The sequence below is a fragment of the Allobosea thiooxidans genome (assembly GCF_900168195.1).
GTDB lineage: Bacteria > Pseudomonadota > Alphaproteobacteria > Rhizobiales > Beijerinckiaceae > Allobosea > Allobosea thiooxidans.
The window spans coordinates 39,704-52,597 of sequence record NZ_FUYX01000019.1 but is presented as its reverse complement, the minus strand read 5'-3'; the positions used below and the strand labels follow the sequence as shown (position 1 = coordinate 52,597).

Below are 12,894 nucleotides of genomic sequence, written 5' to 3'. Positions count from 1 at the left end.
GGTCATGGATCGCGGTCTGGGCAAGGGAGTGCGCCACGCGCCGGAGCGCGGGGTCTCGGCTGCGCCTGCGAGCGAGCTGATCGGCCGGTTGCGCCGGGTGCTGCGGCCGGAAGAGCTGGATTGCGCCTGCCGGGAGACGCTCGACGGCGCGCTCGAGCGCTTCGATCGTCTCGAGCGCCGGCGCGAGTCGCGGCGGCAGCTCGCCGCAGCCCGCGACCACAAGGAGCGCATTGCCGCCTTATTGTCCTTCCTCTCCGATCTCGACTCGCTGACAGAGGCTGAAAGCGATCGCAGCGTTTTCGAGGAGCTCGCCCTGCTCTTCGTCGAGATCGCGCGCAGCGCCGAGGCCGGCGCCGCGGCTCTGCGCGAACTCTGAAGGCGGCTCCGCTCCGACCGCCGGCGCAATGCATCGCTTGTTTGCGCTTTCGCAACTTGGTGCCGGCCCCGCCCGGCTAATGTTGCGGTGCAGCGAGGGGCTGATGAGCCCGCTGCCACGATGGAGAAGACAGATGTTCAGGACGATTCTGGTCGGGGCGCTGATGGCCGTGGCTGCCGCCGGTGCGCAGGCCGCCGAAGTCGAGGTGAAGATGCTCAACAAGGGCGCGGCCGGCGCCATGGTGTTCGAGCCTGCGCTGGTGAAGATCGCGCCGGGCGACACCGTGAAGTTCGTTCCGACCGACAAGAGCCACAACGCCGAGAGCATTCCCGAGATGATGCCGGCCGGTACCGAGCCCTTCACCGGCAAGATGAACGAGCAGGTCGAGATCACCTTCAAGGAGAACGGTGTCTACGGCGTCAGGTGCAAGCCGCATTACGGCATGGGCATGGTCGCGCTGATCGTGGTCGGCGAGCCGACCAACCTGGAAGCTGCCGCTGCCGCAAAGCACCCCGGCAAGGCCAAGCAGGTCTTCGCCGATCTGGTCGCCAAGGCCAATCAGGTCGCCAAGGCGCAGTAGCTCGAAACCCGACAAGCGGGCGCGGCCGAGCCTATCCCGGTCGCGGGAAGGACGGACTCCATGGCACCCATGCCGAGGTTGCGCGCCTATGAGGGGCCCGCCCTGCTGTCCTACGGCTTCCGGCCCTTCTTCCTGCTGGCGGCGTTGCAGGCCGGGCTGACGGTCCTGGTCTGGCTGCCTTTCGTCACCGGGCATCTCACCGTGCCGACGGCCTTCGCGCCGGTGGACTGGCACATCCATGAAATGCTGTTCGGATACCAGGCCGCGGCGATCGGCGGCTTCCTGCTGACCGCGATTCCGAACTGGACCGGCCGGCTGCCCGTGCAGGGCAGGCCGCTTCTGGTCCTCGTCCTCGCCTGGCTCGCCGGGCGGATCGCTGTCTCGGCCTCCGCCTTGATCGGCTGGCGCCTGGCCATGGCGATCGACGCGCTGTTCCTCCTGCTGCTCGCCGGCGCCGCCGCCCGCGAGATCGTGGCGGGACGCAACTGGCGCAATCTCAAGGTCGTCGTCCTGGTCGGGCTGCTGCTGGCGGCGAACCTCGCCTTCCATCTCGAGGCGGGGCTGACTGGCAGCGCCGATGTCGCCCGCCGCTTCGCGATTGCCGTCATTCTGATGCTGGTCGTGCTGATCGCCGGGCGTATCGTGCCGAGCTTCACGCGCAATTGGCTGGCGCAGCGGGGCGACGGGCGGATGCCAGTGCCCTTCGGCAGCTATGACAAGGTGGTTCTCGCCGGCAGCGCCATCGCGCTCCTGTCCTGGGTCGCCGTGCCGGACACTGCCGCGACCGGTGTGGCGCTGCTGCTCGCGGCGGGGCTCCACCTCTTCAGGCTGGCGCGCTGGGCCGGCGATCGGTCCTGGCGCAATCCCCTGCTCGTCATCCTGCACATCGCCTATCTGTTCGTGCCCGCGGGCTTTGCGCTGACGGCGCTGGCGAGCCTCGGCGTCGTCGCTCCGGGTGCTGGCATCCATGCCTGGACGGCCGGAGCCTTCGGCACCATGACGCTCGCGGTGATGTCGCGCGCCAGCCTCGGCCATACCGGCCGTGCGCTGGTCGCGACGGGGGCGACCCAGGCCTGTTACGTGCTGATCGTCATCGGCAGCGTCGCGCGGATCTGCTCGGCCCTCGGCCATGGCCCGGCAATGCTGCTGCATGTCGCCGGGCTGAGTTGGTCGCTGGCCTTCCTCGTCTTCGCCCTGGCCTATTGGCAGGTGCTGACCGGCGCCCGGCTGGCTCCGAAGGCGGCCTCCGTGGCGCGGGCCTGAGACCAGTGGGTGCACTCGCCGCCATCGTGAATTCTTGCGGGCGATCAGGTAGGTAGCGCGGGGCTTCCCGCGCTAGGATCGGGATCGGAGAGTGACCGGGCGCCCTTGCGAGTTTGGCGATGCGATTGACACAGTTCAGCGAATACGCGCTGCGGCTCCTGATCTTTGCCGCGGCTCATCCGGACCGGCTGGTCACCGTCGAGGAGGCCGCGACCGCCTACGACATCTCGCGCACGCATCTGATGAAGGTGGCGAACCTGCTGGTCCGTCAGGATTTCCTGAGAGGGGTGCGCGGCCGTTCGGGCGGCCTGGCGCTGGCGCGGCCGGCCGGGGAGATCTCGCTCGGGGCGCTGATCCGCGCGACCGAGCCGGCCTTCGCCGTGATGGAGTGCTTCGGCGAGGCGCAGGGTCGCTCGCTGATGAGCCTCGAGCGCTGGCGCGCCATCCAGTCGGAGGCGATGGCGGCCTACCTGGCCGAGCTCGACAGGCATTCTCTCTGCGATCTCGCTGCCGACCCGGAACGTTTCGGCATCGGTCAGCCGGCCGCCTGAGCCTGCGAAGTCGCTCCGTTGCTTGCGAAAGGACAAGCAGGCCGGGAAACCGCTTCCGCTACGATCACGTGATCACCGTCGGCCCGGGATCCCGGGCGGGGAACGAGGAACCAAGATGAATTGTCCTTCCTTTTTCGCGGAGGCCCCGCGGCTCAGGGTCCGCGATCCGCTGGCCGCCTTTCTCGGCGCCAGCGAGGATGGCATCCTCGACTACGGCTATGAGGATGCGGTGCGGCTCGCCGGTCACTCATGTCCGGCCGTGGCCGGCGCCTATCTCATGGTCGTCAACGGCCTGTCCTATCTCTACGACGAGGCCTTGCCCGAGCGCGGCGGCATCGAGCTGTTCATGCGCGGCGCGTGCGACGAGGGCACGACCGGCGTCGTGGCTTCGATCGCGACGCTTCTCACCGGCGCGGCCGCGGAGACCGGCTTTCACGGCATAGGCCCGGCCCGGCGCTTCGCCCGGCGCGGTCTGCTGCGCTTCGGCGCCGATATCGACGGCGTCATGGCGCTGCGGCGTCGGGACACCGGAGCTGGCGTCGTGGTCGATATCGATACCGGCGCGGTGCCGCATGCCGCCGAGATGGCGGCGGTGATGCCGGGAGCCGTGTCGGGCGAGGCCGATGCCGCGGGGCTGACCAGTTTCGCGGTGCTCTGGCAGGATCGCGTCCGCCGGATGCTCGTCGAGCACGCCGATGATCCCAAGCTGATCCATCTCTATGAATGGGAGCCGGATGACGCCGCGGCGACCCTGGCCTGAAGCGGGGCTGCCGCGCTACTCGGCGTTCTCCGCCAGCCGGGTCAGGCCGGCCCGGTCGCATACCACGAGCTTCTGACGACCGCCCTCGACCAGGCCCCGTGCTTCCCAGGCGCTGAGGATGCGCGAGACGGTGTGCAGCGTCGTGCCGGTCATTTCGGCGATGTCGCGCCGGGAGATCGGGAAGTCGACGCGCAAGCCTGCCGCGTCGCGCTTGCCGGCCTGTTCGACCAGCCGCAGGACGGCATGGGCGACGCGGCGCTCGACCTCTTCCGTCGACATTTCGCGGATGCGGGTATGGGCCTCGTCGAGGCGCTGGCCGATCGTGCGGATGGCGTTCATCGCCAGATGCGGATTGCCCTCGACGAAGCTGTCCCAGGATTCGGTGGGCCAGGCCGCGACCAAGCTGTCGACCGCCGCCGTCGCGGTGCCCGGATAGTCGCTGCGGCCGAGCGCGCGCGTGAAGCCGAACAGGTCGCCGGGGTGGACGACGCGCACGATGATCTGTTGGCCGTCGCGCGTGACTTGCGTCACCTTCAGCCGGCCATGCAGGAGCAGGTAGAAGGCCTTGGCCGGGTCGCCCTGCTCGAAGACCGCTTCGCCCTGGGGAATCCGCCGTGCGCTCGCCTGGGCCGTCATGCGGTCGAGCTGTGCGTCGCTCATCGCCGCGAATAACGGGATGCTGCGCAGCACGCTGCGATCGATTGCCACGTGACTGTCTTTCCTTTCGGCGGATTCGCGCGCCGACGGCACCGCGCCGCCGGTCACGGCGGATGATGCCGGATAAGACCGCAATCGCGTCCGCGGTTCAAGTGCGTCACGATCACCCGGCAAGGGCGATCCGGAGCCCGGCCAGCAGGCACAGGAGCGCTGCATAGCCGATCAAGGCGGCGGCCAGGGCCGGGCTCTCCCGCTGCAGACGCATGAAGCCGAGCACGACCAGCGCCGCCTTGAAGAGGCTCAGCAGCGCGATGGCAGCTCCGCGCGGGCCAGCGGGAAGCGTCGCCGCCGCGAACAGGCTCGCACCCGTGGCGAGCAGCAGGGCGAGCAGGACGGCAGGAAGCGGAAGAGCGAGGGAGCGTGGCATCTCAGCCCAGATAGATGACGGGAAGGATCAGGAGCCAGACCAGATCGACCAGGTGCCAGACGGTCGCGACCGTGGCGACGTGGCGAGGCGCCGGCCGCCAGGCGACGAGCAGCAGCAGCAGGCCCGCGACGAACAGCACATGCGCGAAATGGAAGCCGACGATGAGCATGTAGAGCTCGGCGAGCCGCCCTTCCGACGCCGCCAGCACCGGAAGCTCATGCGCGAAGGCGGCGATCTTGAGCCCGCAGAAGGCGAGGCCACCCAGCGCTGCGATGACGAGATTGCGCCGCGGCTTGTGCCCGAAGGCGGCGCGGGCGGCGAAGCAGCCGCTGGTGAGCAGCGTCGCGGTGGCGAGGCCGGCGAGCGGCAGGTCGAGTGCTTGGTGGAGCGCTGCCAGCGCCGGCGGGTCGAGGGTGGCGAAGACCAGGAAGGCGCCGAGCAGCGCACCGAAGACGATGAGCTCGCTCCAGACGAGGATCCAGAGCAGGAGCTCCATGCCGCCTTCAGACGCCGGGTGCCCGGCGTCGAGGTTGATGTTGCGGACGGCGATGTTCATGCCGGCAGTCGCCGGCTCATGAAGGCCGGCAGGCGGTCGCGCCAGCTCTGCTCCCGGACAAGGCGGAAGCCGAGATTGTCGGGCGGAGTTCCGACCGAGCAGCCGCCGCTCTTCGGGTTGCGGACGAAGAAGGTCATCATCGCGCGATGCTGTCCTTCGACGACATAGATGCCGCAATTGGTCGTCTCGCTCACCGTGCGGCCGCCCGCGTCCAGCGAAACCCGGCGCAGGCAGCTCTGGGTCCATTCCCAGACATTGCCGGCGATGTCGTGCACGCCGTGCTCGTTGGCGCCGAAGCTGCCGACAGGCTGCGGAACGGCATCCCGCGCTGCCTTGCGGCTGGTTTCGCGCTCGTAGTCGGCGAGCCAGCGCAGGGCCGGGTTGGTGTTCTCGGGGTCGAGCCCGCGCGCATCGTCGATGAAGCGCGAGCCGGCCGCATGAGCCCATTCGCGGTCGCTCGGCAGGCGCCAGGTCATTCCGGTCTCGCGCGACAGCCAGGCAGCGTAGTCGGCCGCGTCGCTATGGCTGACGCCGGTCACCGGCAGGTCGCCGCGCGCGGCCGGCTGCTCGAGGCGCTTGCAGGCGCTCGCGGCGACGCAGCGTGCATAGTCGGCGGCCGTGACCTGGTAACGCATGATCTCGAGCGGCCGGCCCATCCGGATCTCGACGCGCGGGGCGTCGATCGGCCTGCCGGCCCGGCTGTATTCGCCGTCGACGCGGTGCAGCAGCGTCGCGGGCGGAACGATCGCCGTCTGCGGCAGGGGAAACGCGGGTGCTGGCCGACGCGCCGGGCCGGCGAGCAGCAGAGCCGCGGCGCCGGCCATGAGCAGGAGGCCGAGCGAGGTCGTCAGCCTCGGCAGCGAGAGGTTGAGCGTCGTGGCCATGATGGGAACTCCCTGTCGGGAAGAGGTGCCTCCCCGCCGGTGGCGGGGAGGCGGGACGAAGCTCAGATGCCGGCCGGAGCCAGGGTCTGCTTCATCAGGTCGTCATTCCACTCGCCCTCGACCTTGAAGTGTCCGGCGGCGCCGAGCTCGAAGGCCTCGATCAGGTTGTGGTTGACATAGGCGTAGATGCCCGGCTGCAGGAAGGTGTAGAGCGCAGCACCCGCGCAGCCGCCGGGGATGAACCAGGTCTCCAGGTCCCGCTCCGGCGGGTTGCGGAACTTGCCGGTGGCCCAGACATAGTCGCCATGGCCGCCGATCAGGTGAGGCCGCGTGTCGCGGTTGGCCTGCGAATGCACAATCAGCACGGTCTCGCCGACCTTGGCCGCGAGCGCGTTCTTGCCGGTCAGCGCGCCGACCTTGCCGTTGAAGACGACATGGGTCGGGGTCAGCGTCCGCATCGCCTTCTGCACGTCCTCATGCGCCTCGCCGGGGCTGGCATAGCGCTTGAAGTTCCCCTTCTCGTCGCGCGGGACGTAGAAGTCCTGCTCGCCGACATAATAGACCTTGTCGTACTTCAGCGGCTTGCCCTGATGATCCTTCAGCCCGTCGCGCGGCAACACCATGATGGCGCCGTTCATGCCGGCGGTGACGTGCCACGGCACCATGCCGGGAGGGGCGCAGTGATAGACGAACACGCCCGGCCGGGTGGCCTTGAAGCGCAGCGCGACCCGCTCACCGGGGTTGATCTCGGTCAGCGCCCCGCCGCCGAGGGCGCCGGTCGCCGAATGGAAGTCGATGTTGTGCATCAACTCGTTGGTTTCGGCGTTGATCAGCGTCAGCTCGACGTAATCGCCCTCGTGAACAACCATCAGGGGGCCGGGGACCGTTCCGTTGAAGGTAAAGGCGAAGGTTTCGGTCCCGGCGTCGTCGAGGACGATCTTCTTCTCGTGAATCGTCATCTCGAATTCGACGAGCTTCGGGCCGCCGGTCGCGACCTGCTCATGTGCGTGCACGAAGGGCGGGTCGACCAGCTTCGGCTTGATGCGCGGCAGCTTCGCCACGTCGGCGGCCGAGGCTTTGGCCATGACGGGCTGGGCCTGCCCCGGGGTGGTGGCTGCCTGAACGATCGCCCCGGTGGCCGCCGCGCCCGCCAGGATACTGCGGCGGGTCAGTTTGAGCTCTTCGCCCATGGCTTGTCTCCTTGCAGAACGACCGGAGATCGACCGTTCATGGGGATACCTTAGGGCAAGGGCGGATCTGTTCTTTGTTGCAGCACAACATCTTTGACGATCGTGCGCGCCGCTCACTCCGCGGCGATCATCGCCGGCTCCCAGGCCGGCTCATAGGTCAGGGCGACCTCGACGGCGGTGACGCCCTCGATCGCTCCCGCAGCCCTGGCCACGGCTTCCTTGAGGAAGCCGGCCAGCGGGCAGCCGCGTGTCGTCGTGGTCATGGTGATCGCGACGGCACCGCCTGGCGCGGCGGCAATCGCATAGATCAGGCCGAGTTCGACGACGCTGCGGCCCATCTCCGGGTCGAGCACGTCGCGCAGCGCGATCTCGACCAGGCGTTCCAGCTTGACGCTCATCCGTGTGCCTTTCCGCCGCCATGGCGCACCAGCAGCCGGTAGGTCGTGCCCGAGGCGTCGAAATTGCCCGCCCATTCATGCTCGCGCTTGGCCAGCTCCGGGAACAGGAAGACCGGCTCGCGCGCCAGCAGCGCGAACAGCACGTCGCCCTGCTGCAGGGATTCGAGCGCTTCGAGGATGCGCACCAGCGGCTCGGGCGGTTCCAGATCGCAGAGGTCGAGCTCGATCACCGGCTCGCCCCAGAACACCGCCGACGGGCTGCTGCCGATAGCGAGGGTTTCGTCCGGATCGGCGGCGGAGTCGGCAGGCGCGAAGATGACCTCCCAATCGCCGTCGCCGAGAGGGCGGTCGCTCGCGGCGAAGCCGCGATTGGCCATGACCGAGAACAGCGGCACCGGCCGGAACGGGGCGATCAGCCGCAGTGACTGGCCGGGGGCGAGGGCGCTGACCGCGTCCATGATCGCCTGGAACGGTTCCTCGCCCGCCCGCAGCATCGGCCGGACGTCAAGCTCGCGGGCTGGCAGCGTTTCGGTGTTGGACATGAGGCGGTTTCCTTTCATCGGCCCGTGCCAGCAGCAGCCATGGGCGCTCATGCGCTGGCGGCCGGTCGGTCGCCTTGATCTCGGACAAGCGGCGCACGCGCACGAGCTCCGCGACAACCCCCAGGGTTCCAAGGAGGCAGGGCAGCATGGCCCATCTGAAGCCGGAGGCGGCGCCGGCCGCAAGCGCGATCGTCGCCAGCGCGGTACCGCCGAAATAGAGGGCGAACCACCAGCCCGTGCGCGGCATGGCGAGGAGGTCCCCGACCCGCGGCGCCGGCCCGCGGCCGAGCCGCGGCGCATAGGTCTCGAGCCAGGTCATGAAGGAGACGATCTTCACGAGCTGCGCGAGCGTCAGGCCGCCGAGCCAGCCGAAGGCGAGAAGGAAGGTGAGCGCCGCGATTGTCGCCTCTCCGGCGCCGGTCGCGACCGCGATCGGCAGCAGGGCGATACCGATCCCCAGCGCGATGAAGGCGGGGATGCTGGCGAGCATGTTGATCTCGAGCGCCTTGCGCCGGCGCACGCGGTAGAGGGTGAGGATGTCGCGGCCATAGACGGCGCTGGCCAGCGCCAGCATGCCGAGGGCCGCTACGGCGATCCCGGTGCCGCTCTCCCGTCCGAAGATGGGAGCGACGAGGCCGGCGCCGGCGAGGCCGAGCCCGATGCCGGCGAGCAGGACGACCGGGCGGATCCGGCGCGCCGGAGGTTCCGGCGCCATCATGAACATGACGAAGAGCCGGTAGCTGACGCCGAAGGCGACGAGGCCGAGCCAGCCGCCGAAGCCGAGCAGGGCGTGGAAGGGCAGGCCATCCGGCAGCAGTACCACGGAGCCGAGCCAGTCGCCGCGGCCGGAGAGGATCGTGGCGAAGGCGGAGCCGCTGAGCGCCGTCGCTGCCAGGCAGGCGAGGCCGATCAGGACGAAGCCCGCGAACATTCCGACGGAAGGCGAGCTCAGCAACGTCGCCGCCAGCATGACGACGATGAGGCTGAAGCCCATGAGCAGGCTCGCGGCGGCGAGCGGCAGCAGTTCGAGCGGGGCCTCGATCCAGCCCGCGAGCACCGCGAAGCCGGCGCAGAGCAGCAGCAGCCCGGCGACGAGCGCCACGAGCGCCGGCAGGGCGAGTTGCGGGAAGGCGAGGGGGCGGGAGACCAGGACGGGCACGAACTGCAGCAGGGCGCCTGCCATGGCGAGGCTGAGCCAGCCGATCGCCACGACATGGACGATGACGAGGGTCGCGGGCTCGGCGAGGCTGGCAGTAGGATAGCCGGCACCGGAGAAGGCGAGCATCTCGGCCGCGATCAGGAAGGCGAGCGCGGCCGCGAAATAGCTCATGGTCCAGCGGGACAGCGATGCCATCGGCATGGCCGCGGGTCTCCCAGCGCGGAGGCGGCCTCAGTGGCCGCAGGTGCAGGAATGGCCTTCGTCATGGCCGCCGCAATCGGCGTCATGGCCGTCGTCGCCGGCTTCGTTGCGGCCGATCTCGACCTGCCAGATCTCCGGCCCCGGCACGATGTAGGACCAGGAATAGGCCCCGGGATAGCGCGCCTCGATCTGGCGCCGCAGCGGCGCGGGGTCGTGGTCGTTGACGATGCTGAAGGCTTCGCCCGGCTCCAGGCGCTCGAGGATGCCGAAGATCGTGGCATGGCGGACGACGGGCGGGATCGCGCGCACGTCGAGCGGTTCGAGGGGCAGGGTGGTCATGAATTCCGGCTCCGGTTGCGGCCCCGAAATGCGGGCCGTCCGGAAACCTAGCGGGATCGGGCCTGCGGCAATTTGTCGAAACTCAAACAATCCGAAGGCCGGGCGCTTCACTGTTCGAGGAACAGGATGACGGCGATGGCGAGCGACATCAGCACGGCCGTCGCGACGCCGCCCTTCTGCAGCACGCCCATGCGGTAGAGCAGCAGGGCCATCACGATGATGGCGGGCGTGGCGACGGCAAGGCCCATCTGGGCGTCGGTCATGATCGTTGTCCTCAGGCGGCGAGCGCGCGGTAGATCGCCGGCAGCGCTTGCGGCAGGCGATCGAGCTTCGAGACCACGGCATGGCCGTTGCGGCCGAAGAGATGCGGGATGTAGGCGCGCGACTCGCGGTCGACCGTGACGGCGAAGACGCAGATGCCGGCGCGGCGCGCCTCGATCACCGCCATGCGCGTGTCCTCCATGGCGAAGCGGCCCTCGTAATGGTCGATGTCGTTGGGCTTGCCGTCGGTCAGCACGAGCAGCAGCTTCCGGCGGTCGGGCCGCGCCTTGAGCCCGGCTGCGGCATGGCGGATCGCGGTGCCGATGCGGGTGTACCAGCCGGGCTTCAGCGCGGCGATGCGCGCCTCCACTGCCGGTCCCATCGCCTCGTCGAAGCGCTTCACCATCTCGATCCGGACCCAGTCGCGCCGGCGCGAGGTGAAGGTCAGGATCTCGTGCCGGTCGCCGCAGGCGGCGAGCCCATGCGCGAAGACGGTGAGCGCCTGCTTCTCGACATCGAGCACGCGCAGATCGTCGAACCAGGCATCGGTCGAGAGCGAGACGTCCATCAGCGTCGTCACCGCGAGGTCGTGTGCCTGCGGCCGGCTCGCCATATGGATGCGTTCGCTGCCGGGCCCGCCGGCGGCGAGATCGGCCTGGCGCCGCACCACGGCGTCGAGATCGAGGTCGGGGCCGTCGATCTGGCTCCGCTGCGGCTCGCGTAAGGGGCGCAGCGCCTCGAACCGGCGCCGGACCTGGCGCACCAGCGCGCGCGTCGCAGCGTCCTGCGCCGGCGGCTCGTGCTCCTGTGCAGCCGTGGCCGCGAGCACCTTGCAATAATCTTCGCGATAGCAGGCGCTGCGGAAATCCCATTCGGGATAGGTCAGCGCGCCGACGAGTGCGGCCTCGTCCATCGCCTCCGGCGGCAGGTCGAGATCGAAGCGGAAGCGCGAGGCCGGGCGCCCCTTGCGCTCGCTCAGCACCATGTCGTCGAGCTCGTTGGCCGCCTCCGGGTCATGCTCCTCGCTGTCGTCGGAGGGGCGGTCGACGGCGACCATCTCCGACATGGCCAGGATCTTCTCGAAGCGGTTGAGGATGAAGGGGCTGCGCTCGCGCCAATCCTCGGCCGTTTCGTCGCGGCTGGCGGCATGAGCCTCCATCTGCGCCTCGGCGCCGGCCGCCGTCGGCGGCGGCTGGTCCTCATCGCGCCGGCGCGCGCGGGCGGGCGCGGCCGTGCTCACCAGAGGCCAGAGCGGCACTCCGAGCGCCGGCAGATAGCCGGCCGGCGCCTTGGCCGGCCAATCGGCGGCGCTGATCGATATCTCCTCACCACGCAGCAGGGCGCAGATCAGGCTCTCGACCTTGGCCTCGGTCGCAGGCAGCCCCTCGCGGCGCCGGCCGTCGAGCAGCGTCGTCGCCAGCCGGCGGTAGACCTGGGCGAGGCCGGGAAAGGCGGCGAGGACCGTCGTGACCAGACGCTGCGCGGCGACGATCGAGGCGAGATCGCGGCGCAGCGGATCGGTCTCCGTCACCGCCCGCGGTGCCGCGACCATGGCGGCGGCAAGCCAGACATAGAGATCGCGGTTGAGGCCGGCTTCCGGGAAGATCGCGATCTGCGCCGGCAGCTGCAGGCTGTCGGGCGTGCGCAGCGCCTGCGCCAGCCTTTCCTCGCCGAGGCCGACGCGCTGGCGCAGATTGAGCCGGTGGCTCACGGCGCGTTCGCGGGCGGGGACGATCCTGATGCCGGGCTCGCCGCCGAAGCCCCGGAAGCAGACCGCGAGCGTCGGGGCCATGCTGGCGAGCGTCACAGCCGCCTGGGGATGATGCGCCAGGCTCGCCGTATCGCCGACCAGCTTGTGCCAGAAGCGCCCGACGGTCTCTTCCAGTTCGAGGAAGTCCAGCATCGCCGCGCTCCTTTCTAGCCGAGAACCGCGCGCGCCACCTCGGCGAGCCCGGCCCGGACCTCGGGCTCGTCGGTCAGCGGCTCGATGATGGCGGCCGTGACCGCCTCGGCGCGTGGCAGACCGGCGGCGATCAGGCTGGCTGCATAGACGACGAGCCGGGTCGAGACGCCCTCCTCGATGTCCTGGCCCTTGAGGGTGCGCAGGCGTCGCGCGAGATCGACCAGCGGCGCGACCGCGCCCTCGTCGAGGCCGCTCTCCTGCGACACCACGGCGATCTCGCGCTCGCGCGGCAGGAAGTCGAAGCTGATCGAGACGAAGCGCTGCCGCGTCGACGGCTTCAGGTTCTTGAGCAGGTTCTGGTAGGCGGGGTTGTAGGACACCGCGATCATGAAGGAGGGCGGGGCGGCCAGCAGCTCGCCGGTGCGCTCCAGCGGCAGGATGCGCCGGTCGTCGGTGAGCGGATGCAGCACCACCGCGACGTCCTTCCGGGCCTCGACGATCTCGTCAAGATAGCACAGCCCGCCTTCGCGCACGGCCCGCGTCAGCGGCCCGTCGACCCACACCGTTTCGCCGCCCTTGAGCAGGTGGCGGCCGGTCAGGTCGGCGGCGGAAAGGTCGTCATGGCAGGCCACGGTGAAGAGCGGCAGGCCGAGCTTGGCCGCCATATGCGCGACGAAGCGGGTCTTGCCAGAGCCGGTCGGGCCCTTGAGCAGCAGCGGCAACCGCTTTTCCCAGGCCTTCTCGAACAGGAAGCGCTCGTTGCCGGAGGCGGTGTAGGCGGGGATGGTCGTGTCGGCCGCAGGCGGCATGGCGGGCAGGCGCGGGATCGCGTTCATCGGAAGCATCC

General features: G+C 69.7%; 17 protein-coding genes. 5 read left to right on the top strand and 12 right to left on the bottom strand.

The features are described from left to right. Window positions 1–4 precede the first annotated feature (4 nt). The 5 genes from B5Y19_RS23465 (at window position 5) to B5Y19_RS23445 (ending at window position 3,530) form a co-directional block, all read left to right on the top strand. A complete protein-coding gene (locus tag B5Y19_RS23465; RefSeq protein ID WP_244555705.1) occupies window positions 5–376 on the top strand; it encodes a hypothetical protein in 372 nt (123 codons plus the stop codon). A 133-nt stretch (window positions 377–509) separates the two neighbouring features. After that, window positions 510–956: a pseudoazurin gene (locus B5Y19_RS23460; protein WP_055729798.1), complete on the top strand. Its 447-nt coding sequence runs from the start codon at window positions 510–512 to the stop codon at window positions 954–956. 60 nt (window positions 957–1,016) lie between these two features. Beyond that, the gene (locus tag B5Y19_RS23455; RefSeq protein ID WP_055729797.1) at window positions 1,017–2,219 is read left to right on the top strand and encodes an NnrS family protein; all 1,203 of its coding nucleotides are present in this window, start codon (window positions 1,017–1,019) and stop codon (window positions 2,217–2,219) included. Between the two features lie 119 nt (window positions 2,220–2,338). Beyond that, complete coding sequence (locus tag B5Y19_RS23450; RefSeq protein ID WP_055729796.1) at window positions 2,339–2,770, top strand: RrF2 family transcriptional regulator; 432 nt, start codon at window positions 2,339–2,341, stop codon at window positions 2,768–2,770. A gap of 115 nt (window positions 2,771–2,885) precedes the next feature. Continuing rightward, window positions 2,886–3,530, top strand: a complete 645-nt coding sequence (locus B5Y19_RS23445; RefSeq protein WP_055729795.1) for a hypothetical protein — start codon at window positions 2,886–2,888, stop codon at window positions 3,528–3,530. A 15-nt stretch (window positions 3,531–3,545) separates the two neighbouring features. On the opposite strand, the gene B5Y19_RS23440 is transcribed toward B5Y19_RS23445, so the two are convergent. The 12 genes from B5Y19_RS23440 to B5Y19_RS23390 all read right to left on the bottom strand — a co-directional run bounded on the left by B5Y19_RS23440 (window position 3,546) and on the right by B5Y19_RS23390 (window position 12,883). Beyond that, a complete protein-coding gene (locus B5Y19_RS23440; protein ID WP_055729794.1) occupies window positions 3,546–4,238 on the bottom strand; it encodes a Crp/Fnr family transcriptional regulator in 693 nt (230 codons plus the stop codon). Between the two features lie 112 nt (window positions 4,239–4,350). Further along, window positions 4,351–4,614: a cytochrome C oxidase subunit IV family protein gene (locus tag B5Y19_RS23435; RefSeq protein ID WP_055729793.1), complete on the bottom strand. Its 264-nt coding sequence runs from the start codon at window positions 4,612–4,614 to the stop codon at window positions 4,351–4,353. Window position 4,615: 1 nt separating this feature from the next. Beyond that, a complete protein-coding gene (locus tag B5Y19_RS23430) occupies window positions 4,616–5,170 on the bottom strand; it encodes a cytochrome c oxidase subunit 3 family protein (RefSeq protein WP_055729792.1) in 555 nt (184 codons plus the stop codon). Further along, window positions 5,167–6,054 (bottom strand): SUMF1/EgtB/PvdO family nonheme iron enzyme, encoded by an 888-nt coding sequence (locus tag B5Y19_RS23425; RefSeq protein ID WP_055729791.1) that lies wholly within the window; start codon window positions 6,052–6,054, stop codon window positions 5,167–5,169. Before B5Y19_RS23425 ends, B5Y19_RS23430 begins: the two co-directional genes overlap by 4 nt. A 62-nt stretch (window positions 6,055–6,116) precedes the next feature. Continuing rightward, entirely contained in the window at window positions 6,117–7,244 is a 1,128-nt protein-coding gene (gene nirK, locus B5Y19_RS23420) for a copper-containing nitrite reductase (RefSeq protein ID WP_055729790.1), read from the bottom strand. 113 nt (window positions 7,245–7,357) lie between these two features. Next, window positions 7,358–7,642: a metal-sulfur cluster assembly factor gene (locus B5Y19_RS23415; RefSeq protein ID WP_055729789.1), complete on the bottom strand. Its 285-nt coding sequence runs from the start codon at window positions 7,640–7,642 to the stop codon at window positions 7,358–7,360. After that, complete coding sequence (locus B5Y19_RS23410) at window positions 7,639–8,184, bottom strand: DUF2249 domain-containing protein (protein ID WP_055729788.1); 546 nt, start codon at window positions 8,182–8,184, stop codon at window positions 7,639–7,641. The genes B5Y19_RS23415 and B5Y19_RS23410 overlap by 4 nt, the downstream gene beginning before the upstream one ends. After that, window positions 8,147–9,544 (bottom strand): hypothetical protein, encoded by a 1,398-nt coding sequence (locus B5Y19_RS23405; protein WP_055729787.1) that lies wholly within the window; start codon window positions 9,542–9,544, stop codon window positions 8,147–8,149. The genes B5Y19_RS23410 and B5Y19_RS23405 overlap by 38 nt, the downstream gene beginning before the upstream one ends. A gap of 30 nt (window positions 9,545–9,574) precedes the next feature. Beyond that, window positions 9,575–9,883, bottom strand: a complete 309-nt coding sequence (locus B5Y19_RS23400; RefSeq protein ID WP_079592195.1) for a DUF2249 domain-containing protein — start codon at window positions 9,881–9,883, stop codon at window positions 9,575–9,577. 107 nt (window positions 9,884–9,990) lie between these two features. Then, complete coding sequence (locus B5Y19_RS26235; protein WP_176168707.1) at window positions 9,991–10,146, bottom strand: hypothetical protein; 156 nt, start codon at window positions 10,144–10,146, stop codon at window positions 9,991–9,993. Window positions 10,147–10,157: 11 nt separating this feature from the next. Next, a complete protein-coding gene (locus B5Y19_RS23395; protein WP_055729786.1) occupies window positions 10,158–12,047 on the bottom strand; it encodes a nitric oxide reductase activation protein NorD in 1,890 nt (629 codons plus the stop codon). 14 nt (window positions 12,048–12,061) lie between these two features. Next, window positions 12,062–12,883 (bottom strand): CbbQ/NirQ/NorQ/GpvN family protein, encoded by an 822-nt coding sequence (locus B5Y19_RS23390; RefSeq protein WP_055729785.1) that lies wholly within the window; start codon window positions 12,881–12,883, stop codon window positions 12,062–12,064. Window positions 12,884–12,894: the final 11 nt, after the last annotated feature.

Excerpts from the sequence above, each read along its gene's own strand:
- B5Y19_RS23460 (WP_055729798.1), top strand. The coding sequence starts at position 510 with ATGTTCAGGACGATTCTGGTCGGGGCGCTGATGGCCGTGGCTGCCGCC.
- B5Y19_RS23445 (WP_055729795.1), top strand. The coding sequence starts at position 2,886 with ATGAATTGTCCTTCCTTTTTCGCGGAGGCCCCGCGGCTCAGGGTCCGC.
- B5Y19_RS23425 (WP_055729791.1), bottom strand. The coding sequence starts at position 6,054 with ATGGCCACGACGCTCAACCTCTCGCTGCCGAGGCTGACGACCTCGCTC.
- B5Y19_RS23390 (WP_055729785.1), bottom strand. The coding sequence starts at position 12,883 with ATGAACGCGATCCCGCGCCTGCCCGCCATGCCGCCTGCGGCCGACACG.
- B5Y19_RS23410 (WP_055729788.1), bottom strand. The coding sequence starts at position 8,184 with ATGTCCAACACCGAAACGCTGCCAGCCCGCGAGCTTGACGTCCGGCCG.
- B5Y19_RS23405 (WP_055729787.1), bottom strand. The coding sequence starts at position 9,544 with ATGCCGATGGCATCGCTGTCCCGCTGGACCATGAGCTATTTCGCGGCC.
- B5Y19_RS23465 (WP_244555705.1), top strand. The coding sequence starts at position 5 with ATGGATCGCGGTCTGGGCAAGGGAGTGCGCCACGCGCCGGAGCGCGGG.
- nirK (WP_055729790.1), bottom strand. The coding sequence starts at position 7,244 with ATGGGCGAAGAGCTCAAACTGACCCGCCGCAGTATCCTGGCGGGCGCG.
- B5Y19_RS23395 (WP_055729786.1), bottom strand. The coding sequence starts at position 12,047 with ATGCTGGACTTCCTCGAACTGGAAGAGACCGTCGGGCGCTTCTGGCAC.
- B5Y19_RS23450 (WP_055729796.1), top strand. The coding sequence starts at position 2,339 with ATGCGATTGACACAGTTCAGCGAATACGCGCTGCGGCTCCTGATCTTT.
- B5Y19_RS23400 (WP_079592195.1), bottom strand. The coding sequence starts at position 9,883 with ATGACCACCCTGCCCCTCGAACCGCTCGACGTGCGCGCGATCCCGCCC.
- B5Y19_RS26235 (WP_176168707.1), bottom strand. The coding sequence starts at position 10,146 with ATGACCGACGCCCAGATGGGCCTTGCCGTCGCCACGCCCGCCATCATC.
- B5Y19_RS23455 (WP_055729797.1), top strand. The coding sequence starts at position 1,017 with ATGGCACCCATGCCGAGGTTGCGCGCCTATGAGGGGCCCGCCCTGCTG.
- B5Y19_RS23435 (WP_055729793.1), bottom strand. The coding sequence starts at position 4,614 with ATGCCACGCTCCCTCGCTCTTCCGCTTCCTGCCGTCCTGCTCGCCCTG.
- B5Y19_RS23415 (WP_055729789.1), bottom strand. The coding sequence starts at position 7,642 with ATGAGCGTCAAGCTGGAACGCCTGGTCGAGATCGCGCTGCGCGACGTG.
- B5Y19_RS23430 (WP_055729792.1), bottom strand. The coding sequence starts at position 5,170 with ATGAACATCGCCGTCCGCAACATCAACCTCGACGCCGGGCACCCGGCG.